This window comes from Streptomyces sp. NPDC046465 (assembly GCF_040646035.1).
GTDB lineage: Bacteria > Actinomycetota > Actinomycetes > Streptomycetales > Streptomycetaceae > Streptomyces.
Map to the genome: position 1 here is coordinate 158488 of NZ_JBEYZK010000020.1, position 23392 is coordinate 181879.

At 72.8% G+C, this 23392-nt stretch carries 12 protein-coding genes; 4 read left to right on the forward strand and 8 right to left on the reverse strand.

All coding sequences use genetic code 11. The annotated features are described in order from the left end of the window. Nucleotides 1-17 precede the first annotated feature (17 nt). From ABZ953_RS29175 to ABZ953_RS29190, 4 genes are read left to right on the forward strand one after another with little or no spacing between them, the layout of a single operon-like run. Nucleotides 18-1187, forward strand: a complete 1170-nt coding sequence (locus tag ABZ953_RS29175) for a kelch repeat-containing protein (protein WP_361729710.1) — start codon at nt 18-20, stop codon at nt 1185-1187. After that, nucleotides 1184-4387, forward strand: a complete 3204-nt coding sequence (locus ABZ953_RS29180; protein WP_361729713.1) for a hypothetical protein — start codon at nt 1184-1186, stop codon at nt 4385-4387. The genes ABZ953_RS29175 and ABZ953_RS29180 overlap by 4 nt, the downstream gene beginning before the upstream one ends. Further along, on the forward strand, nt 4384-9648 hold the full coding sequence (locus ABZ953_RS29185; RefSeq protein WP_361729716.1) for a hypothetical protein: 5265 nt from the start codon (nt 4384-4386) through the stop codon (nt 9646-9648). Before ABZ953_RS29180 ends, ABZ953_RS29185 begins: the two co-directional genes overlap by 4 nt. Beyond that, nucleotides 9641-11464, forward strand: coding sequence for a hypothetical protein (locus ABZ953_RS29190; protein WP_361729718.1), 1824 nt, complete (start codon nt 9641-9643; stop codon nt 11462-11464). The genes ABZ953_RS29185 and ABZ953_RS29190 overlap by 8 nt, the downstream gene beginning before the upstream one ends. Here ABZ953_RS29190 and ABZ953_RS29195 read toward each other — a convergent pair. From ABZ953_RS29195 to ABZ953_RS29230, 8 genes are all read right to left on the reverse strand, one after another. After that, nucleotides 11439-13073 (reverse strand): amidohydrolase, encoded by a 1635-nt coding sequence (locus ABZ953_RS29195; protein ID WP_361729720.1) that lies wholly within the window; start codon nt 13071-13073, stop codon nt 11439-11441. The two genes, ABZ953_RS29190 and ABZ953_RS29195, sit on opposite strands and share 26 nt — an antisense overlap. A gap of 65 nt (nt 13074-13138) precedes the next feature. After that, nucleotides 13139-13981, reverse strand: coding sequence for a mycofactocin-coupled SDR family oxidoreductase (locus ABZ953_RS29200; protein ID WP_361729723.1), 843 nt, complete (start codon nt 13979-13981; stop codon nt 13139-13141). 88 nt (nt 13982-14069) lie between these two features. Next, entirely contained in the window at nt 14070-14798 is a 729-nt protein-coding gene (locus ABZ953_RS29205) for a sulfotransferase family protein (protein WP_361729726.1), read from the reverse strand. Nucleotides 14799-14847: 49 nt separating this feature from the next. After that, nucleotides 14848-15843 (reverse strand): methyltransferase, encoded by a 996-nt coding sequence (locus ABZ953_RS29210; protein WP_361729729.1) that lies wholly within the window; start codon nt 15841-15843, stop codon nt 14848-14850. Further along, nucleotides 15843-16577, reverse strand: a complete 735-nt coding sequence (locus ABZ953_RS29215; protein ID WP_361729732.1) for an alpha/beta hydrolase — start codon at nt 16575-16577, stop codon at nt 15843-15845. The genes ABZ953_RS29210 and ABZ953_RS29215 overlap by 1 nt, the downstream gene beginning before the upstream one ends. A gap of 164 nt (nt 16578-16741) precedes the next feature. Continuing rightward, a complete protein-coding gene (locus ABZ953_RS29220) occupies nt 16742-20011 on the reverse strand; it encodes an amino acid adenylation domain-containing protein (RefSeq protein WP_361729735.1) in 3270 nt (1089 codons plus the stop codon). 16 nt (nt 20012-20027) lie between these two features. Beyond that, the gene (locus ABZ953_RS29225) at nt 20028-20240 is read right to left on the reverse strand and encodes an MbtH family protein (RefSeq protein ID WP_361729737.1); all 213 of its coding nucleotides are present in this window, start codon (nt 20238-20240) and stop codon (nt 20028-20030) included. After that, a partial coding sequence (locus ABZ953_RS29230; protein ID WP_361729740.1) for an amino acid adenylation domain-containing protein occupies nt 20237-23392 on the reverse strand: 3156 nt, incomplete at its 5' end. The genes ABZ953_RS29225 and ABZ953_RS29230, both read right to left, overlap by 4 nt.

Here is a 23392-nt window from a genome sequence, read left to right on the forward strand (position 1 = left end):
CCACCCGAGGAGCTTCGATGACCACCATCTCCGCCCGGGCCACCGGGTCCTGGGCGTCCGCGCCCGGCCTGCCCGAGGCCGCCACCTGGTACGGGCTGCACGACAACGCCGTGCCGATCTCCAACGGAAGCGCCGTGCTCGTCGCGGGCGGCGCCGACCGCACCTCGGCAGCCCTCGGCCAGAGCGCCGTCTACGACGCGACCGCCGGAACCTGGCTGCCTGCCGGATCCCTGAACACCCCCCGGCGGCTGCACACCCTCACCCTCCTCCCCAACGGGAAGGTCCTCGCCACCGGTGGCACCAGCGGCTCCGCGCCGGGCGCACCCGCACTCGCGACGACCGAGCTCTACGACCCGGCGACGCACGTCTGGACTCTCAGCGGCGCCCTGGCCGGACCCCGCGCGGGCCACAGCGCTGTCCTGCTCCCCGACGGCAAGGTGCTCGTCGCCGGAGGCACCACCGTCCGCTCCGCGCAGACCGCCAAGGCCCTGCGCACGGCCGAGCTGTACGACCCCGCGGCGGGCACGTGGTCGGCGGCGGGCGACATGACGGAGGCCCGTACCGGGCACACCGCCGTCGCCCTCGCGGGCGGCGCCGTCCTGGTCTGCGGCGGCACCGCGCCGGTCGGCACCGCCGACGACCCGGCCCTCGCGTTCTGCGAGCTGTACGACCCCGCCGCGAAGAAGTGGACGCCGACCGGCAGCCTGCGCACGCCCCGCAGCCACCACCAGGCCACCCGGCTCTCCGACAGCAAGGTCCTCGTCACCGGCGGCACCGCGCTCGGCGCGCCGGGCGGCGGCCCGTTCGACCCGTTCAGCCAGCGCACCGCCGAGGTGTACGACCTGACCTCGGGGGCCTGGAGCCCCGCGGCCGACATGCCCTCGGGGCGGGCCCTGCACCGCGCGCTCCCGTTCGGGCAGCACGGGGTGCTCGTCATCGGGGGCGCCGCCGACGACAAGGACGAGACCGGCTACCGCAGCGCCGTCCTCTACGACGCCACGACGGACACCTGGACCCCGGCCGCCGGCCTTGCCGAGGGACGGTGGGCCTTCGCCGCCGCCGCGCTGCCCGGCGGAAAGGTCCTCGTCGCGGGCGGCACGGCCCGCACCGGAACGGCCGCCGCCGACCCCACGCTCGCCGAACTGATGGCGAGCACGGAGATCTTCACCGCCGGGGGCACCCCGTGACCGCGAACGCGTACTCGTTCCTGCCCTGGCTGCGCGCCGGGATCGCCACCCGCATCACGGGCGACCCGGGCCCCGCCGCGCGCGCCGCCGTCCCGGTCCGGCTCCGCGTCTCGGGCGAGCCCCTCAAGAGCGGGCCGCTGGTCCAGGAGATCGAACGGAGCGTCCAGCTCTACGGCCCGGGGGACGTGACCGGCATCGACCCGCGCGCCGTCTCCCGCACGGAACCGCGGCCCGGCACCACCAACTACGAACCGAACTACCTCGCCCACATCGAGTTCTGCGACGAGGACTTCCCCTGGCGCTACAGCCCGGCCCCGCCCGACACCGCCACCGGCCGCCTCGCCCCCTGGCTCGCCCTCGTCGTCCTCGCCGCCGGGACCGGCGCGGCGAACGGCACGGCCCCCGAGTTCACCGAGCGCCCGCAGGGGAGCGGGCCCCTGCCCGCCATCGCCGTACGGGACACCGCCGCCACCCTGCCCCGGCCCGACCAGCTCGGCGCCTGGGCGCACGTGCACGTCAACGGCGCGCTCACGGGCCCCGTCGCCACCGACAGCACGGCGCCCGCCCTCGCCGCGCTCGCCGAAGTGCTCCGCACCAACGCCGACAACGCCTGCTCGCGCCTCATGTGTCCGCGCAGGCTCCGCCCGGACACCGCGTACGAGGCCTTCCTGGTACCGGCGTTCGAGACCGGCCGCCTCGCCGGGCTCGGCCTCGACCCCGCGGGCTCGCCCGGCGCCCTGTACCTGGCCTGGGGCCCGCCGTACGCGGGCCGGCCCGTCCCGGGGCTCCTGCCGTACTACCACCGCTGGCAGTTCACCACCGGCAGCACCGGCGACTTCGAGGCCCTCGTACGGCTGCTGCGGCCCCAGCGGCCCGACCCGCGCGTGGGGCGCAGGGACATCGACGTGCACCGCTCGCCGGGCCTCGGCCTGCCCGGCATCCAGACCCCGGCCGGACTCGGCGGCGTCCTGCCGATGGGCGGCGCCCTCAAGGTGCCGAAGGCGCCGGGCGCGCCGCCCGACGAGGCCGAAAACTGGGACAACTTCCACGACCGGCCGCCCCCCGCGGCCCCCTACCCGCACCCCTTCCAGCGCGCCCTGGCCGCCCTGATCGACCTGGCGGACGACTACCAGCGCCACGCCCCGGCCGCCGCCCACGCCGCGCTGGAGACACCGCCCCTCGCCGCGTCGTCCGACCCGCTCCTCACGCCCTCGCTGTACGGCCGATGGCACGCGCTCACCCCGCGGCTGCTGACCCGGCAGGACGGCACCGACGTCCCCGCGCCCGAGAACCGCAACTGGGTCCACAGGATCAACCTCGATCCGCGCTTCCGCGTCGCCGCGCACCTGGGCACGCAGGCCGTCCAGGACCGGCAGGAAGAGCTGATGGCCGCCGCCTGGGCGCAGGTCGGCGACGTCCTCGCCGCCAACGCCCGGATACGGGCCGCACAACTGGCCCGCGAAGTCGGGCACGTACTCCAGACCAAGCACCTGGACCCGGCCACGGGCACCTCCGCGGCGGCCCTGACCGCCGCCCCGTCAGGACGGTCGCTGCGGCTGACCGCGCCCGCGCACTCGCGGGTGACCGCTGCTGTGACCGCTGCCGAGGCCACCGCCCCGGGAGCCGCGCTCGACGGGCAGGCGGAGAAGATCGCCATCGGGTTCCGGGTGGCCGCGAGCCAGGTGGCGGGCGCGCCGCTCTCCCCGGCGATGCGGCGCATCACCCGGCCCGGATCACGCCTGATGCGGGCCCTGCCCTTCACCCCGCAGCGCCCGCCGGACGCGCTCGTCCCCCGCATGGACGACCCCACGGCAGCGGTGACGGCCGCCCCCGCGAGGACCACTCCGGCCGGGCTCGTCACCGTCGAACGGCTCGCCGCCGAACTGCACCCCGGCGCCCCGCCCGCCGACCCGGTCGACAGCCTGCCGCGCAGCCCCGACTTCCGCCTGCGGGCGCCCGGCGACCCCGCGGTGCCAGGACCCGGCGCCACCGACAGCCCGGAGGCGGCCCGCTTCAAGGGCGCGCTGCGCGAGCTGCACGGGAGCAGGAACGTCGCCGTCTCCGTCGGCAGGACCCCGCCGCGCGCACGGCTCGAAGTCGCCCTCGCCACCGGCTCGGTGCTGTCCGGGCTGCGCGCCGACACGACGGTGCCAAGGACGCTCCTCGGCTCGGTCGCCCTGCCCGAGCGGCTCCGCCCGTTCGCCGACGACTTCATCGAGGCGATGGCCTACCCGGTCTTCGACCTGCCCACCTACCAGCCCCTCCTCGACCAGTCGGTGGACGCGTTCGTCCCGAACCTCGGCCTGCTCCCGCAGAACTCCGTCACCCTGCTCGCCAACAACCGCGAGTTCATCGAGTCCTACCTCGCGGGACTCAACCACGAGATGGCCCGCGAGCTGCTCTGGCGCGAGTACCCCACCGATCAACGGGGCACCCCCTTCCGGCAGTTCTGGGACCCCCGCACCGCCCAGCTCAGGCCCGGCGAGAGCGCCGGACGCCGACGCGAGCGGTGCTACGACATCCCGCCGCTCCACACCTGGCCCACCACAGGACGCCTCGGCCAGAACGCCAACCACCCGGTCGGCGCGGGCCCGCAGAAGGAGGACCTGGTCCTCGTCGTACGGGGCGAGCTGCTCAAGCGGTACCCGACCGCCGCCGTCTACGCCCAGCGTGCCGAGTGGCCCCTCGGCGCCGACGGCCTGCCCGACCGCACCCAGGAAAGAGTGCCCGTCACCCTCCCCGACGAGGACAGGCCGCCGCCCGCGCTCGTCCGGCTACCGCTGTACGAGGCGAAGATCGAACCCGACATCACGCTCCTGGGGTTCGACCTCGACGCCGACGAGGCACGCGGTGACCCGCCCGCCGACGCGGGCTGGTTCTTCATCCTCAAGGAGCGCCCCGGAGACCCGCGGTTCGGGGTCGACGACGCGGCGCCCACCCCGGTGGAGGTGTGGAACGACCTGTCGTGGGCCGACGTCGACCCGCACGCGCGCGGCTTCCTCGAACTCGACTCCCAGGTCACCGTCGCCCTGGCCGGTTTCGACGGCTCCGAGGACGACCAGGAGAAGCGGGAACAGCGCGCCGAGGACGAGAACCTGCCGCTCTGGCACGCGGGGCTCAGCTCCGCTGATCTCGCCTACATCCTCTTCCAGGTGCCGGTCCTCGTGGCCGTCCACGCACAGGAAATGCTGCCGCGATGACGCACTCGACCACGCCTCCGGAGACCGTGCCCGCTACCGTGCCCGCGACCGCGACCGGGCTCAGCGACGACTTCCCCGTCCTCCTCGCCCCCGTACGGATCGAGACGCGTTTCACCCCGACCGAGCTCCTGATCCGGGTGTTCCCCGACGAATGGGCCGTCGACAAGTTCGAACCCCGGCCCACCCCGGCCGAGATCGCCGCACTCGACGCCTACTGGACGGCACGCTGGGCCGCGGCCCGCGAGCCCGCCGCGCTCCGCGCCGCCCGCCTCGAACTGGCCGGACGGATCGCCCCGGGGCGCGCCGCGTGGCTGCTCGGGCGACGGGTTCCGGCCAACCCCGCCGATGAGCCGCTCGCCGTCCCCGAAGGGACGACGGTGCTCGTCGTCGTGGGCCCCAAACCGGTGGCCGCCGCGGACCGGCAGCCGACCGTGACGTACTGGACCGCCGTCTGGCGCGCGCACGGCGACCGCCGCCTGCTGCGGCAGGCCGACGCGGCCCTGCTCACCGCGGTCAACACCGCCCGTGCCGCGGCCATCAGGGCCCTGCGGCCCGCCGGCATCGAAGGCGCCCCCGTCAGCACGGGCGACGCCGTGCACGTGGCCTTCCTGGTGCTGCCGCCGCCCGCGGCCGGTGACACGGAACCCGAGTCCTGGACCCGCGCGGCGCGCGCCCGGCTGCTGCCCGCCCGCTTCCAGGCCCTGGGATACGTCGACGGCGCGCAGGTCCTCTCCGCGACCGGCGCGCCCGTCCCCGAGACGCTGCCCGTGAGCCCCGACCCGGCCGCCGCCGACCAGATCTCCGTGGACCCGGCGACCGGAACCCTGCACATCCCCGACGAACTGCGCTGGCTCACCGACTTCGACCGCGCCGTCGCCGTCGGCATGGGGCTGCGGGTCCCGCTCGACGACCGCACGCGCGGCGGCCTCGACCGGCTGCTCGTGTTCGGCCTGCGCGCCCAGACCGACCCCGTCAAGTCCGCGCAGGACCTCTCCGCCCTGATCACGCAGCAACTGCGCGGCCCCGACGGCTACGCGCTGCTGCCGCAGGGCACCCCGACCAACAACACCGAGCGGCTGCCCGCGGGCCCGAGCGACACCGACGAGGCGGAGTCCGCCCTGCGCCCCGCGACGGAACAGAGGACACGAACGGCCGCACAGGCCGGTGACTGGACCACCGCGACCGACGGCCGCCGCTTCACCGACCTCCTCGGCCTGCCGCCCGCCGTCCTTGACGGCATGCCGCACGCGGACGGCACCGACCAGCGCGAGGCGCGCGCCGCCAACACCGCGCTCTGGCCCGTCACGTGGGGCTCCTTCCTGCAGACCGCCATGCACCCGGTACTCGACGCCGAGACGGTCCGCAGGACCAGGGACTTCTTCCTGCGCCACGTCTCGGGACGCGGACCTGTCCCGGCCGTACGCATCGGCAACCAGCCCTACGGCATCCTGCCCACCACCGCGTTCTCCCGCCTCACCTGGCCCGCGTCGGACGCCCATCTGCGCGGCCTCGACCGGCTCCTGAGCGCGGCGGCCGAGGACTGGCAGACGGCGGCAGCCCAGGTTCCCCATCTCGGCAAGGACACCGACGACCCCCACCAGCTCCTCCTGGACATCCTCGCGCTGCACCCCACGTCGGCCGAGTACCACCAGCGGTACGCGCAGAGCGTCGAGGACGTCTTCAACCGCGAGAACCTCGGCGGCCGCGGCGCCACCGTCCTGCCCGCCCTCGACCGGCTGGACATGCCGGGCCCCCTGCGCGCACTCCTGGCCAGGCTCGGGCACCACAACGGCAGCCCCGACCACGACCCCGACCTGCTGCGCAAGCTGTTCACCGAGTTCCAGCAGCCGCTCATCGCACCCCTGGTCGACGACCGGCCCCTGTCGGAGACCGACCCCGTGCACGCCTGCACCCCCGACGGCCGCAACTACCTGCGCTGGCTCGCCGACGAGGCGGCCCACGGCCTGGACACGGTCCGCCTCGAACTCGGCTTCACCGACGACACCCCACCCGCCACCCTCCTCTACCTCCTCCTCCGGCACGCCGTCCTCATCGGCTGGGCCGACGCCGCCCGCAACCTCGCCGTCGCCGCAGGCGTGGCCCCGCCCGACGAACTCACCGCCGACCCGCCGTTCGTGCACGTACGGATACCGGACCCCGGCCAGAGCCTGCCCAGCGAGAGCCGCTTCCGCAGGCTGTACTCGCCGGAGCGCGCCGTGACCGGAAGCCCCGACCAGCTCCTCGCCGACTTCATCCCGGGCACGATCGGCACCACCCCCGCCACCGCCGAACTCGCCGAACAGATCACGGCACTCGGCATCCTCGCCGACCTGCCCACGGCCCGCCTCGAACGGCTCCTCGCCGAACACCTCGACCTCGCCACCTACCGCCTCGACGCCTGGCGCACCGGCCTGGCCACCGCACGCCTCGCGGAGCTCAGGTTTGGCGCGAACGGTGCGGGACCGCCCCGTCCGGGCCTGCACCTGGGCGCGTACGGCTGGCTGGAGGACGTACGGCCGCGAGCGGCACAGCTCACCCCGGTCGCCCTGACCGGCAAGCTCGCGGAGATCTTCGCCGAGGGCGCCCCGCTCCTGCACGACCCCGGCAACTCGGGCTTCGTCCACGCCCCCTCGCCCGCCCACGCCCGGACCGCCGCCGTCCTGCGCGCCGGATACACGGCTAACGCCGACGCCGACAACCCGAGCACCTTCGCCGTGGACCTCAGCTCACAGCGCGTACGGATCGCCCTCAGCCTGCTCGACGGGCTGCGGCAGGGCCAGCCACTCGGCGCGCTGCTCGGCTACCGCCTCGAACGCGGCCTGCACGACCGGCACGACGAAGCGGAAGTCGACCGCTTCATCACCGCGCTGCGCGAACAGTTCCCGCTGCGCGCCGGGAAGATCCCCGAGACCGCTCCCGACCCCTCCCACCCCGTCCCCATCGAACAGGTCGAGGCGCGCAACGTCGTCGACGGCCTCGCCCTGGTGCGGCACGTGACCCGGACCGACGTGCCCGACACCTACCCGTTCGGCCTCGACGCCGTCCTGCCGCCCGCCGACCCGGGCCAGGCCGCGGCCCTGACCGCGGAAGTCCGCGCGCTCCTCGACGTGCACGACGCGCTCGCCGACCTCGCCGTCGCCGAAAGCGCCCACCAGGCGCTGGCCGGGAACACCGAGCGCGCCTCCGCGACCCTCGACGCCTACGCCAAAGCGGGCTTCCCGCCCCAGCCCGCCGTCGTCGAGACCCCGCGCGGCGGCACCACCCTCACCCACCGCTTCGGACTGCGGCTGCGCCCCGGACTGCGCCCCGACAGCCACGCCACCCCCAGGGCACAGGCCGAACCCGCCGTCGACGACTGGCTGGAAGGGCTGCTCCCCGACGCCGACGACGTCGTCGCCCGCGTCACCTGGAACGACCCGGTGAGCGGGCAGGCCAAGAGCCGCGTCATCGCCCTCGACGACCTCGGGCTCGAACCGATCGACCTGCTGTGGACGGTCCGCCCGGCAGGCGCCGAGGCGATGACCGACCTGGAGGACCGGATCGTCGGCGCCGTCCTCGACAGGGACCACCCCCGCCCCGACACCGCCCTCACCATCGCCCACACCGTCCCCGTCCCCGGCAAGGTCACCTTCTTCCAACTCGCCCCGCTCATCAGCGCGTTGCGCACCCTGCTCACCACCGCACGGCCCCTGCGCACCAGCGACCTCGTGCCCGCCGCGGGCACCGCGACCGTCGACCGCGCCGCCGACGACGCCGTGTCCCTGTCCCGCGCCCGCCCCGCCGCCGTCCGCGACTCCCTCACCGACCTCGACGAAGAGGCCGCCGACTTCGTCCACGACCTCTCACCGCTCTACCCGGCCCCGCCCGCGCAGCCGTCCCGGTCAGCGGTGCTCGCCGCCATCGACGGATTCCTCACCCGGTACGCCGAACTCGCCACCACGGCAGCTGGGTTCGGGATGGTGCGCAGCGGCTGGGGCGAACTCGTCCAGTGGCGCAGGAGCGCGTACGCCGACGTGCTCGCCGCCGTCGCCACCACCGCCTCGCGCATGGCACGGGCACTCGCCGACGCCGACGCCCTGCTCGCGCAGTACGACACACTGCCGCCCGCCACCTCCGACAACGAACGCTTCCGCCTGCTCCAGCAGGCCGAGCGCCTCCTCACCACCCGCCCCACCGACCCCCGGCCCAACCGGCCCGCACAGCTGCGCTCCATCGTCGGCAACCGCCGATCCACCTTCCGCAACCGCCTCCAGGCCCTCGACCAGCAGGCACGCACGACGAGGAGCACCCTCAGCGGGCTGCTCGCCGAAGTCGCCGGACACCTCCCGCTCACCGACCTCGACCCCGCCGGACTCGCCCTGACCCCCGTCGAGGACCGGATCGTCGCCTTCGGCAGGGAACTCCTCGACCGGGCCCGCGCGTTGCGCGCCGACATCGCCGCCCGGCTCGCCCCGGCGAACGCCGCGCTCGCCGAGTACGACCAGGCGGTGACCGGACCCGACCGGGTCGCGGCGGGCACCGAGGCGCTCCGGGCGATGCTCGGCCCCGAAGTCCTCGTCGTACCCGAGTTCACGCCGCCCGACGCGCTCACCGCCGAGTGGACCAAGGCGCGCAGGGACAGCGACAAGCTCGTGGACCACCTGACCCGCGCCCCGGTGGGCCGGGACTTCCCGCTCGACGACTGGATCCACGGCCTCGCCCGGGTCCGTGAGATGCCCCGCCAGTGGGAGCGCGCCGTGCTGCTCAGCGCCGCCCTGCGCGAGGACGACGACGAACCCGGACTCGCCCCGGTCCAGCTCCCGTACCGCCAGAACGACCACTGGCTCGGCATGGAGTTCGCCCCCGGCGCCGAGATCACCGAGGACAGGCTGCTGTTCACGGCGCACTACGCCGACGGCGCGGACGAGGACGAACCGCACTGCGGACTGCTGCTCGACGAGTGGACCGAGGTCGTGCCCGCCGAGCGCGAGACCACCGCGATCACCGCCGACATGGACCGCCCCGACTCCGAACCGCCGCAGGCGATGCTCCTTGTCGCACCGCCCGCACGGACCGGCAGCTGGGACACCTCCGACCTGGTGGCGGCCGTCCACGAGACCTTCGCGATGGCCAGGGCCCGCGCCGTGGAGCCCGCGCACCTGGAGCACAGCGCGTACGCGCAGCTGCTGCCCGCCACGCTCATGTCGGCGACCACCCAGCCGATCACCATCAGCACCGACCTCGCGACCGCCAACGTGCGCTGGAAGGCCGACCATGACTGAGCCACGCATCGCGGACCTCGCCGGAGCGCTCCGGGACCGCGCGCACCCCGCCGTCGGCGTCTGGAACCGGCTCGAAGGCAGGCCGCGCACCACCGACTTCGACCGCGCCCTGCGCGCGGAGGTCCGGGACGCGCTGTGGCTGCTGACCCGGCAGTGGCAGCTCGGCGAGTTCCGGGGCGCCGACGCGGGCTCGCCCGTCACCGCCCGGTACGCCGTGACCACCAGCACGCCAGGACGCTTCCGCCCGGAAGGCGGGCCGCCCGAGCCGCTGCCCGCCGACCGACCCCTTGAGACGGTCGCCGAACGGCGGCCGCTGCCTTTCGCGTTCGGCGCCGAACGCACCTCCTTCGACCTCCGTCTCGCGCTCGGCCGCCGCTGGCACAAGCTGGTCTCCGACTCGCCCGTCTTCCGCGCCCATGACGTGCCCGAACAGTTCACCGAGCGCTACCCGGTCGCGCTGCCCGACCCCGCCGACGAGGCCGACAGCGCGGTCGTCGCGCACCCGGAGGTCTGGGCGACGCTGCAGGCGCTCGCCGGGCGGCGCATGGACGGATACCTGCTCTACCAGCACCTCAAGGCGGGCGGGCGCGCCTCCGACGGCATCGACCTGCCCCGCCCGCACCGTGCGAACCTCGACGCGCTCGCGCCCCGCCTCACCGCCTGGTTCGACCAGTTGATCGACCAGCCGACCGGGGTGACCGCGGAGCGGCCCGATGGCGACGCCACCTGGAACGCCCGGCGCCTGGAGCACTCCTTCGCCGTCTCCGCACCCGCTCCCGGCGGTGGTGAGCAGGTCCTCACGGCCGCCGAGTACCCGGGCGGCGAACTCGACTGGTACGCCTTCTCCACCGACCCCGGCGGCACGCTCGGCGGCTCGGCACCGGCCCCCGTACCGGCCGGACGCACCGTGTTCCCGGCGCCGGTCGGCTTCGCCGGAATGCCCCTGCCGCGCTGGTGGGCGGTGGAGGACGGGAACACGAACTTCGCCGCCGTCACCCCGGACAGCACCGACCTGGCCCGGCTCATCTTCCTGGAGTTCGCACTCGTCTTCAGCAACGACTGGTACCAGTTCCCCTGCGACGTGCCCGCCGGAACCCTCGCCACCGTGCAGGGCCTCGCGGTCACCGACGTCTTCGGCCAGCGCCGCTGGATCACCCCGGCGGGCACCGGCGAGCGGCACGACTGGCAGCGCTGGTCGATGTTCACGCTCGGCGCCGACGGCGGGACCGGCCTGCTCCTGCCGCCCGGCACCCCGAAGGTCGCCACCGGACCCGCCCTCGAAGACGTGGCGCTCGTACGGGACGAGAACGCCAACCTCGTCTGGGGCATCGAGCAAACGGTCCAACTCGCCGACGGAGGCGGCCGCAACGGCGACGAAGCAGCCGCCGAACACCTCGCCCAGCGGCGCCGGTTGCACCCGCCGTCCCGCATCGACGACCCGCGCGCCGACGTGGCCTACCGGATCGCGAGCTCCGTCCCCGAGAACTGGATCCCCTTCATCCCCGTACACGTACCGGGCGACAGCAGAAGCGTGCAGCTCCAGCGCGCCGCGATGCCCAGCGAGGTGGACGGCACCACCCCGGTCCGCCCCCGCACGTCCCTCCTGCGCGAGGGCCTGGACGCGGAGCGGCCCTACTTCATCAACGAGGAGGAGATCACCCGCACCGGCACCCGGGTCTCCCTCGCCTTCAACAGGACCCGGTGGCGGGACGGCCGCGTCGTCGTCTGGCTCTCGGCCCAGCGCGCCACGGGCCACGGCGAACGCTCCAGCGGCCTCGCCTTCGACCTGCTCACCGATACACCTGTTCACCGTTGACGAAGGTGAACTCGACGCCGGTCCGGTGCACTTGAGTGAGGGGCACCTCGAAGGGGTTCCGGTCGACGACGATGATGTCGGCGAGCATGCCCCGTTCGATGCGCCCGACGAGGTGCGCCATCCCTTCCTGGCGCGCCGAGTTGACCGTAAACAGATCGAAGGCCTGGTCCAGTGTGATGGCCTGGGACGCGCCGAAGGAGTCGGCGCCGCCGCCCGGCTCCTGCCGGGTGACGAGCGTCTCGATGGCGGCCCACGGATTCACCGACGGCACGACGCACCAGTCCGAACCCGGCACGACAAGGGCGCGCCCTTCGATCATCTCCCGTACCGGCCAGACGCGTTCGACGGCTGCCGGGCCGACGGCGGCCGCGATGTCGGAGCAGATGGGGGAGGGGCGCCACAGATAGGGGGAGACTTCGAACGTCGCGCCGATCCGCGCCGCGCGCTCGATGTCGGTCTTCGCCACGAACGTGCAGTGTCCTACGTTGTGCATGCAGGGGCCGGGCCCGTTGGCCGCGCGGGCGGCCTCGACGGCGTCAAGTGCCGCCCTGACCGCGGCGTCGCCGGCCGCGTGGAACTTGACGGTGATGCCCATCCGGTCGAAGCGGGTGACCGCCCGATCGAGTACGGCGGGCGCGATGGCGAGCAGCCCGTGCCCGCGCCTCTCGTCGTCCTGCCCCTCCACCGAGCCCTGGTACGGCTCGATCATGGCCGCCGTACGGCTGTCGGTCGGCACCCCGTCGAGGAAGATCTTCACGCAGTCCGGCGCGAGGCGACCGCTCGCGTACCGGTTCCGTGTCGCGATCACCTCCTCGCACTCGGGGTCGTACGGGGACCACACGAGGCAGAGGCGCACCCGCTGCTTGACGGCTCCGCGCGCGGCGAGCCGGGTGTACGCGCGCAGCTCGGCCCGCGTCCCGGCGGTGAACCCGACCGCGGCTTCGGTGAACGACGTGATCCCGTAGGAGAGCATCTCCCCGAGGGCCCACTCCAGAGCCGCCTCGACCTCGTCGTCGGCAGGCTTGGGGGCCGAGGCGGCGAGGAGATCGGCGGCGGTCTCGCGCTGTATGCCGCTCGGATGCCCGGCGGCGTCCCTCTCGAAGTGGCCGCCCGCCGGGTCGGGCGTGCCAGGGCCGATTCCGGCGGCCGCGAGGGCCGCGCTGTTCGCCCACGAGCTGTGCCCGCTGGTGTCCTCCAGGAGGACCGGATTGCGGGGGGCGACGGCATCGAGCACGGTCCGGTCCGGGGCGGCGCCGAGCGCGGACGTGTCCCACTGCCCGCCGAGGACCCACGCGCCGGGGGCGGCACGGGACACGTGCTCGGCCACGATGCGGAGGGTGTCGGAGAGGTTCGAGCCCTGCGGCACCTTGCAGCGGCGTTCGCGGACCCCGGCGTAGATGGGATGCACGTGCAGGTCGTGCAGGCCGGGCAGGACGGTGCTCCCGTCCAGCTCAAGGACCCGCGTGTCCGGTCCGCGCCGCCGCAGCACCTCCTCGCGGCCGCCGACCGCTTCGATGACACCGGCGCGCACGGCGAGCCCTTCGGCCCAGCCCGACTCCGTCCTGACCTGCCCACCCACCAGAATCGTGTCGACGTACGGATCGCTCATGGCACTCGCCCTCCACCTGGGTGACTGGGACCGTGACGGGGTCGGCGGCTCTGCGGCTCAGCGGCTCAGCGGCGATTGATGAACCCGGCGTCCACGGGCAACGTCACCCCGGTGACATAGCGGGCTTCGTCCGAGGCCAGCCACAGGACGGCGTTCGACACGTCGACCGCCTCGACCATGTCCACCGGCAGGGCATTGGGCGCCCCCTCGGACAGGACCGGATCCTGGGCGACGAACTCGACCATGGCGGGGTCGGTGACCATCCGGGTGGCGACGCCGGTGGGGTGCACGGAGTTCACCCTGATGCTGTGCGGTGCGAGGTTGTTGGCGTACGTACGCATCAGCCCGACCACGCCGTGCTTGGAGGCGGCGTAACCGAGCCCGCCGTTGCTGGCCCCACCGATGCCGACCATCCCGGCGGTGGAGCTGACGATGACGATCGACCCGCCCTGCCCGGCGGCGACCATCGAGGGGATGGCCACTTCGACGGTGTGGAAGGTGCCGGTGAGGTTGACGTCGATGGCGTCGTGCCACGCCTGCACCCTGTCCTCCACGAGCAGCGGCGCGATCCCGGCATTGGCGACGACGACGTCGATCCGCCCGAACGCGTCGAGCCCGGCGTCGAACGCCTCTTGAAGCCCGTCCCGGTCACGCACGTCGGCCTGCCGCGCGACAATACGCCGCCCAAGACCCCGCACCTCCTCCACCGCGTCGTCCAACTCCTCCGGAGTCGACTGCGGATAGGGCACGGTTTCGACTGACCGGCAGATGTCCACGACAACGAGATCGGCACCTTCCGCAGCCATCCGCCGCAGATGACTACGCCCGAGCCCACCGGCCGCACCGGTAACGAAGGCGACTTTGCCGTCAAGTCGCCCTGCAACGGGCCGAGTTCCCTCATCCGACATGTCGAGTCTCCTCAGGGGAGAGCCGGTGAACTTCTCTCTGGATAGCAGGCGCCGTCGGAGATGCCGAGGAGGGATTCGGTCATGCCGTTCACACCGGCAGGTAGGACCGCAGGCGCTCGTAGAACGGGAACTGGTACGCGTAGTACGACGCCAGCGTCGCGTTGTTCTCCACTCTTTCCGGATAGGTGCGCGGAACGTAGTGGAAGCCCTTGCTCTTCGCCGCGTCCGCGTGCCATTCCCTGGTGCGGCTCCACTCCTCGCGGTTTTCGGGCTCCCACGAGAGGTGTGCTTCCGTGAAGTCGATGCCGACTCTGGCGCAGTAGTCCCGGACCACTGCCTCGGGCTCGGCGGCCAGCCTCTCCGCCGCGAAAACCACGGGGCAGTCTCCGATGCTCTCGTGCACGGTGCGGAATATTTCGAATTGGTTCTCGAAGCCGATCTCGGCGCAGGTGATGTCCGGCTTCATCGCGTAGTGCGAAGGAATCACCGCTTCGGGGTCCCGGATCAGGAAAGTGTGACAGCCGATCTTGGGGAACTCCGGGGCGTCGACGATGTCGTAGCGATACTCCGTCGTCTCCTTCACGAAAACCCGGCGGCGCGCCGCGATGTCCTGGAGCGCGTCCAGGAGTTGACGCTGGTCAGAGATCTTGTCTCCCTCGACGACGGCGTACCCCTGCACCACGAGGCTGGAGAACGGCTCGTGGATGACGAGGTGATCGCCCCTCTCTATCATCATCCTCAAGAAGGCGGTGGAAAGGCTTCGCGGCGGGCTCCAGAGGAAAAGGAGATTGTGCCCGTGATGTGGTGCGCCATTCATGCGGAAGCTCCGTTCTGCTGGGATCGCCCGTGGGATTTCGGCCACTCGTTCACGACTGCCGCTTGTGGCCTATGACCACGTGCTTCTCGCCGCTCGCCCGCCGCACCTCGCAGTCGCCGAATCCGGCCCGCTCAAGGAGTGCGATGAACTCGGCGGCCGTACGGTGCTTCCCGGCCATCTCGATGTGCATCACCAGGTTCATCGCGGCGGTGGCCAGCGGACCGGTGCGGTCGTCCTCGAAGAGGCGGTCCATGATGAGGACCCGGCCGGGTGCCCGGCACGCGCGATAGGCCTTCTGGAGGAGCGTGACGCAGGTGTCGTCGTCCCAGTCGGAAAGGATGTAGCCGAAGGCGAGGCAGTCACCCTGCGGGAGTTCGTCCGCGAAGAAGTCGCCGCCCACGAAGCCGAGGCGGTCGGCGACCGGACGTGCTTCCGCGTCCTCGCCGACCAAGGGGCCGACCGCAGGCATGTCGAAGACGGTGGCGCGCAACGCGGGGTCGGTGAGCAGCGCCGCCACGGCGAACGGGCCCGTGGCCCCGCCGACGTCCACCAGGTGCTTCGTCCCCGCCATCCCGGCGAGCGCGGCCAGCTCCTGCGACACACCGAAGCTCAGGTCCCACATGGCGCGCATGAAGTCCCGCAACGACTCGGCGTCGCGGTAGACATCGTCGAACGGCGATGCCTCCGTGGCCGGTTTTCCCTCGGAGAGGTACGTGTCGAGGCGGTCGAGCCGACCCCGGGTCTCCAGCGTGAGGTGCTTGATGAAGCCGCCCAAGTACCGGCTGTTGCGGCGGTCGAGGAACGGGACGGCGTCGGAGGTCAGGGAGTACTCCCCGCCCGCCGCGCGCTCGACGACGCCGAGGGACGTCAGGACGAGCAGCATGCGCTCCAGGGTGTCCTGGTCGACGTCGAGGCGCTCGGCGAGGCGCGGGGCGGTGGCCGGGCCGTCCTCGATGAGGGAGGTGAACACCCCGTGCTCGACGGCGGTGTGAAGCACCGGAGTGGAGAGGAGTCCGTAGACGGAGTTCTCAAGCGCACTGGGCATCATCGGTGTTGCTCCTCGATCACGTCGATCATGTCGATCTCTCGTACAAGTCGGGCTAGTTCCTGCGGATGGCTGACGTGCGCGGCGTGCCCCGCACCGGTGATCTCGGCGAACCGGCCGTGCGGCAGCAGCTCGGCGAGCCGCTCGGCCACTTCCCTGTGGTGCGCGGCCGACCGCGATCCGGCCGCCACCACGGTGGGGACCGGGAACGTCAGCGGGTCGAAGCTCGGCGCGTCGACCGTCGGGTCCGTCATCTCGGAGATGAGGGCCGCCCCGTCCGCCGCGAGGTCGGCGGGTTGTGCGCGTGCCAGATGCAACCGGCTTGCCGGGCCCAGGAGTTCGGCGAGTATGGCCCGCGTCGCCTGCTCCGGACCGCCCTCCGCGGCGGCGGCCCGTACGGTCCGCTCCCAAGGGTCGTCGGCGGGCCACCACGGCAGCCACCGCACCGGCGGCTCCACGGCGACGATCCCCGCGACACGCGATGGGTCCGCGGCCGCGGCGGCCATGGCCACCAGGGCGCCGTAACTGTGGCCGAGCACGATCGGCGGCACGTCGAGGTCCGCCAGGGCCGTACGCAGATCCCGCACGTGCACCTGGAAGTCGACGCCGGCGCCGCCGAGCGCGCGGGAACTGCCCCAGCCGCGCCGGTCGTAGCCGAGGGCCGGACGGCCTTCCAGGTGGTCGACCACACGGCGGAACGCGTCGCCGCGGTCCATCGAGCCGTGCACGATCATGACGGGCCGGGCAGCCGGAGTCGTAGTCGTAGCCGTAGCCGTCTTCCCGGTCCCGTCTCCCCATGTGCTGACCACGGGTCTCGCCCGCTCTGTGCCGGTCCCGGTCACGGTCCCGGTCCCGGTCCCGGCCCCGGTCTGTATCGCTGCGTCGTTCATTGAGCCGTTCACTGAACCGTTCGCCCCTCGCTCACGAGCTGCGCCAGTCCGGCCAGGGTCGGCTCGTCGAGCAGTCGCTGTATGTCGATCACCAGGCCGAAGCGGTCCTCGGCGGCCGCCATGAACTCGGCCATGGCCAGGGAGTCACCGCCTGCGGCGAAGAAGTCGGTGTCCAGCTTCACCTGGACCTGCGGCACCCGCAGGCACGACGAGAGCAGCTGGGCCAGCTCCCACGTGACACGGGTGGGGCCCGCGCCGGTGTCCGGCGTGGACACGGGTGCGGAGGCGGCAGGTACCGCGGGTTCCGGAACGGGCGTCGCCGTCCCGTACCGCTGCCCCACCGTCCCGTGAGACACCTCCCCGTTCGGCACCTTCCCGTTCGGCGCCTCCCCGTTCGGCACCTTCCCGTTGGACACCTTCCCGTTCGACGTCAGCGGCAGCTGCTCCGTGACGGTGAACACCGCCGGAATCATGCCGACGTGCAGACGCTCCGCGAGATGGCGACGTACCGCGGGCTCGTCCCAGGAGCCGGGCCGCTCGGGCACGACGAAGGCGTGCAGCCGGTTGTCACGCTCGACCGCGTGGCAGGAGGCCACCCCGGGCGCCCTCTCCAGCACGCGCTCCACCTCGTACAGCTCGACGCGCTGCCCCCGGATCTTGACCTGCCGGTCGCGGCGGCCGACGTACTCCAGGGAGCCGTCCTCCCGCCACACGCACAGGTCACCGCTGCGATACATCAACCGTCCCGGCCGCCCCGCGAACGGGTCGGGCACGAACGATTCGCTCATGAGGTCGGGGCGCCCCAGATAGCGGCCGACGCCGGTCCCGGCGATGTACAGCTCGCCCGGACTTCCGGCCGGAAGCAGCCGGTGCTCCTCGTCCAGGACGTAGACGCGTTTGCCCGCGACCGGGCGCCCGATCGGCGGGTCGTCCTCACCGGCGCACTCGTGCCAGGTGGACCAGACCGCCGCTTCGGCGGGCCCGTAGAGGTTGAGGAGCCTGCGGCCCGGCGCCGCCCAGCGGCGGACGAGCGCGCCGGGCAGCCGCTCGCCCGCGAAGGCCGCGACGCGCAGGTTGGGCAGCGGATCGTGCGCGAGCACCGACCACACCGACGGCGTCATGATGGCGGCGCTCACCCGCCGTTCGCGCAGCAGCCGCAGCAGCGGGGGGCCGGGGGTCAGCTGCGCCGTCCGCGCGACGACGAGCGTCGCCCCGCACAGCAGGGCGAGGACGACCTCGGATATGCAGCCGTCGAAGTTCAACGACAGGAACTGCAGCACCCGGTCCCGCGGCCGGATCCGGAACACCTTGCGCTGGGCGATGTGCAGGTTCGTCAGCGACTCGTGGCTGTTGGCGATGGCCTTCGGACGGCCGGTGGTGCCGCTGGTGAACACGACGTAGGCGGTATTGCCCGGCGCGACGCCGGTGATCGGCGGCGCGGAGGCGCGCACCGCCGGATCGAGGCGTACGACATCGGCGGGGACGCCCAGAGCCGTGATCCGGTCACCGGTGGCGTCGTCGGCGATGACGAGCCGCGCGGACGTCTGCTCCAGCATCGTCCGCAGCCGCTCGCCGGGGCAGTCGGCGGCGGCGAGCAGGAAGGCGCCTCCGGCCTTGGCCACGGCGAGGATGGCGACGACGAGCCGCACGGAGCGTTCCATGCTGATCGCGACGACCGTCTCCGGCTCCACGCCCAGGTCACGGAGCCGGTGCGCGGCCCCGTTGGCCAGTGCGTCGATGTCCGCGTACGAGTACGCGACGCCCTCGTCCTCGACCGCCGTGCTGTCCGGCGCCAGCCGGGCGCGCTCCTCGAAGAGCAGCTGCCAGCAGACCTGGGCGGCGCCGTCGTCGGCGCCGGTGTCGTTCCACTCGGCGACGATCTGGTGCCGTTCGAGATCGCTGACCGTCTTGACTGCGGCCACCACGTCGACCGTCGGGACGACGTCGACCGTCGGAACCGCTTCGACGGTCGGCTCCGTCTCGGGCGTGCGGCCGACGAGCACCGTCGCCCGGCGCCGGGAGCGCGTGTTGCAGTGCGGCCCCCACTCCACCGGGTCCGACTCCACCGGCGAGAGCCCGAACCGCTGGTAGCGCTCGATGAAGCCGAGGATCGCCCAGCGCGCCAGACGCTCGGCGAACGGCGCACCGAGACAGTAGTGCGGGCCGGAGCCGAAACCGAGGTGGCGGCCCTCGCCGCGTGCGATGTCGAAGGCGGTGGAGTCGGTGAACTTTCGGGGGTCGAGGTTGGCCGCGGCGAGCAGCACGAGGACTCCGTCCCCGGCCCTCATCCGCGCCCCGCCGATCTCGATGTCGCGCACGGCGTGCCGGCCCACGTACTGGCTCGACCCGTCGACCCGCAGCACCTCCGCCACGGCGGAGTCGACGAGCGAGGGGTCCTGCCGCAGCCGCCGCAGTTGCTCCGGGTTGTCGGCGAGCAGCAGCAGCCCGCTGGAGACGAGGTGCGTCAGGGTCTGGTAGCCGCCTGCGACCAGGACGAGCGCGTTGGCGGCGACGAGGTGGAGCAGCTCGGCGGCAGGCTCACCGGTGGGCCCTGCGGCGAAGTCGTCCCGCAGGGCCGTCGCCAGGACGGAGACGAGGTCGTCACCGGGCGCGGCGAGACGTTCGGCGGCCAGCGCGCGCAGCCCGGCGAGCGCCTTGTCGAGGAGCGGGACCGTCTCCAGGTCGGCTCGGCTGGGGAAGGTGGAGACGCTGCTGAGCATGCGCTCGTAGGCGTCTGCCCACTCGGTGAGTTCCGCGCCGCGGCCCGCCATGCCGAGCAGATGGGTCATCAGGTGCTCGGGCAGCCGCTCCGCGAAGTCCCGTACCAGATCGATGGTTCCGGCGTCGGGCAGCGTGTCGAGGACCCGGTCGGCGATCGCCCGCAGGGCCGGGTCCTGCCGGTCCATGGCGGCCGGTGAGAACTCGCCGCGCAGGGCGCTCCTGATCCGGGTGTGGTCGGGCGGGTCGTTGAAGAGGAACTGGGCGGACAGCATTTCGGCGGTCGGCACGATGCCGCTCATGCCGCGCGCCGCCAGGTCGTCGGGGGAGTGGTGGCGCGCGGACGAGAACGCCCGGTGGTTGGCGAGTATCTCGACCGACTCGGCGTACCCGGAGCAGACCCAGACGCCTCCCACCTCGTCGTAGAAGACGGGCGGAAGCTCGGAAATCGCCTTCCAGTAGAGCCGGGGGTCGGCTATGACCTCGGCGCGGCGCAGATTGTGGATGCCGTGCCGCGCACGGTCGTAGCCGGCTGCGGGACGGGCGGTCGGGGACACCACGCTCTTCCCCATCTCCTTACTTGTCGGCCATGCGCTGCGCGAGGCTGCGCGGGCGCATGTCGGTCCAGTTCTCCTCGATGAAGCGCAGGCAGGCCTCGCGCGTGTCGCTCGGGTGCGTGACGGTCCAGCCCGCGGGCACGTCCACGGTGATCGGCCAGAGCGAGTGCTGGTTCTCGTCGTTGACGAGCACCACGTACGTGCCGTCCGGGTTCTCGAAGGGGTTCGTCATGTCAGCTCCGTGAGGGGGTGATGGGAGGGGTTGGTGGGAGGTGTTGATGGTTGGAGAGGGTTCTGGTCGTTCGGATTCGGAAGGGCGCGGGAGAGGATCTCGCCCACCGGCTTCAGGATGTGCGGCAGCAGCATGTCGTCGTGGGAGCACGGGACTTGGTGCTCGTCGACCCGTCCGCTGACGTGTGCCGCCCAGGCGTTCCGGCCCTTGCCGGGAGCGGTCCGTGCCCCGTCCCGCCCCAGCTCCGCGGTGAGGACGAGCAGATCGCCGCGGAACGTGCCGGGTGCGAACGCCGCACCGATGCCCGCGTTGTGCCGCAGCGTGTGCGCGAACGTCCGCAGGTCGTCCGCCGTCAGGTTGGCCATCACCGCGCCGACCTGCTGGAAGAACGCGCTCAACGCGGTCGGTGTCAGCGGTTCACCGGCACGGACGGTGGTGATGGCGTCCGGATCGTAACCGGCGTTCGCGGCGATCATCCGCAGCATGCTGTCCTCGTCCGCGGGCACCGGCTCGGCGTTGCTCTTCGCCGCGGCAGGGAAGGCGTCCAGGAGGGCGAGGAGCGCGATCTCCTCGCCCTGCTCCTGCAGTTGAGTGGCCATCTCGAAGGCGACGAGACCGCCGAACGACCATCCGACGAGGTGGTACGGGCCGCTGGCCTGCACCGAGCGCAACTGCTCGACGTAGTCCGCGGCCATCGCCGAGAGCGTGGCCGGGGGCTCCGCGCCCTGAAGGAGCGTGCGGGCCTGGAGGCCGTAGAGCGGGTGGCCCGGCGGCAGATGGTCCTTGAGGTGGTAGTAGCCCCAGCTGTGACCGCCCGCCGGGTGGACGCAGAAGATCGGCGCCCGGTCCCCTTCCAGGTGCAGCGGCAGCAGGACGTCGCCCTGCGCCTTCGCCGCCCCGCGCAGCCGCCCGGCGAGCCCGGCCACGGTGGGCGCCTCGAAGAAGTCCCTGGGCCGCAACTGCGCGCCGAGCGCGGCCCTGATCCGACCGATCAGGCGCATGGCGAGCAGGGAGTGCCCGCCGAGGGCGAAGAAGCTCGTGTCGCTGCCGACCCGGGCGACGTCCAGGCCGAGGACCTCGGCGAAGAGCCCGGCGATGATCCGCTCGTGCGGGGTGCTGGGGGCACGGGTGGGGCCGGTGGCGCCGGCGTAGTCGGGTGCGGGCAGCGCTGTGCGGTCAAGCTTGCCGTTGGGGGTCAGGGGGAGGGCGTCGAGGGGGACGAGGGCGGTGGGCACCATGTGGTCGGGGAGCCGCGCGGCGAGAGCCTTCTGCACCTGGTCGAGCTGCACCTGGTCGAGCTTCATCTGGTCGAGGTCGACGGCGCGTTCGGCGGCCGCGTCAGCATCGGTTACGACGTAGCCGACGAGGCGTCGGTCGCCGGGCCGGTCCTCACGGATGAGGGCGACGGCGCTCGACACTCCGGGGCAGGCGGTCAACGCGGCTTCGATCTCGCCGAGTTCGATGCGGTAGCCGCGTAGTTTGACCTGGTCGTCGGTGCGGCCGAGGTAGCACAGGGTGCCGTCGCTGTTCCAGGACGCGAGGTCGCCGGTGCGGTACATACGGGACCCGGGCGGCCCGTACGGGTCGGCGACGAACCGCTCCGCCGTCAGCCCCGGCCGGTTCAGATAGCCACGGGCGAGCCCCGCCCCCGCCACGTACAACTCACCGGGCACGCCGGGCGCGACGGGACACAGCGCGGCGTCCAGCACGTACACCCGCGTGTTGGCGATCGGACGGCCGATCGACGGAGCGGCTCCGCCCTCGGCACGGACCAGCTCGGCGGCCGTCGACCAGATGGTCGTCTCGGTGGGCCCGTACACATTCGTCACCGACTCACCGAGACCGCGCAGCGTCTCCGCCAGGTCCGCGGAGACGGCCTCGCCGCCCACCAGTACGCGGCGCAGACCGAGGCCCGTCCCACCGGACGCAGCCGCCAGCTCCCGCCACAGCGAGGGCGTCGCCTGGACGACGGTGACCTCGGCGTCGGCGATCAGCTGGACCATGGCGAGCGGCTCGTTCGCCACCGTGGCGCCCGGCAGCACGACCCCGGCGCCGCACAGGAGCGGCAGGTAGATCTCGAGCCCGGCGATGTCGAACGCGACCGTCGTCACGGACAGGAACCGGTCCCCCTCCCGGACCCCGACGCGGCCCCTCATGTCGTCCATGAAGTTGGCAAGAGCCCGGTGGGGAATGGTGACGCCCTTGGGGGTGCCGGTGGAGCCTGAGGTGTAGATGACGTAGGCGGGGTGGGCGGGGTCGGGTGTGGTGTGCGGGTTGGTGGTGTCCAGTGCCGCCGTCTGTGCCCGGACGGTGGGGTCGTCGAGGCAGAGGGTGGGGGTGTTCTGGGGCCAGAGGGCTGGTGGGTTGGTGGTGTGGGTGAGGACGAGGGTGGGGTGGGCGTCTTGGACCGTGTGGTGGATGCGTTCGGCCGGGTAGGTGGTGTCGATGGGGAGGTAGGCGGCTCCTGCTTTGAGTACGGCGAGGAGTGCGGTGATGAGTTCTGGTGAGCGGGGCAGGGCGAGGGCGACGATGTGCTCGGGGCCGACGCCGCGTTCGGTCAGGAGTCGGGCGAGGCGGTTGGCGCGGGTGTTGAGTTCGTCGTACGTGATGGGGGTGCCGTCGGCGATGAGGGCGATGGCGTCGGGTGTGGCCTTGGCCTGTGCCTGGAACAGCTCGGGGACCGTTGTCGGAGGCAGGGGAGCGGCCGTGGCGTTCCACTCTTCGAGGACCCGGTGCCGCTCGTCGTCGGACAGGACGTCGACGGAGGCGAGGCTTCGGTCGGGATCGGCCGCGACCGTACGCAGCACGCGCAGCAGCCGCTCCACCAGCGCGGCCGTCGTGTGCTGCTCGAACAGATCGGTGCGGTAGGTGAGCGAGCCGGAGATCCCCTCGGCGGAACCGTCCTCGCCGTGCCGTTCGGCCAGGCTCAGGGCCAGGTCCGTGCGCGCCGCGTGGAAGCCCGCGGGCCGCACGGATGCCTTCACCCCCGCGAACTCCATCGCTGATCGGGGCGTGTTGTTGAAGGCGAGCATGACCTGGAAGAGGGGGTGGTGAGCCAGGGAGCGCGTCGGGTTGAGTGCCTCGACCAGGCCTTCGAAGGGGACGTCCTGGTGGGAGTAGGCGTTGAGGTCGGTCTCGCGGACGCGGTCGAG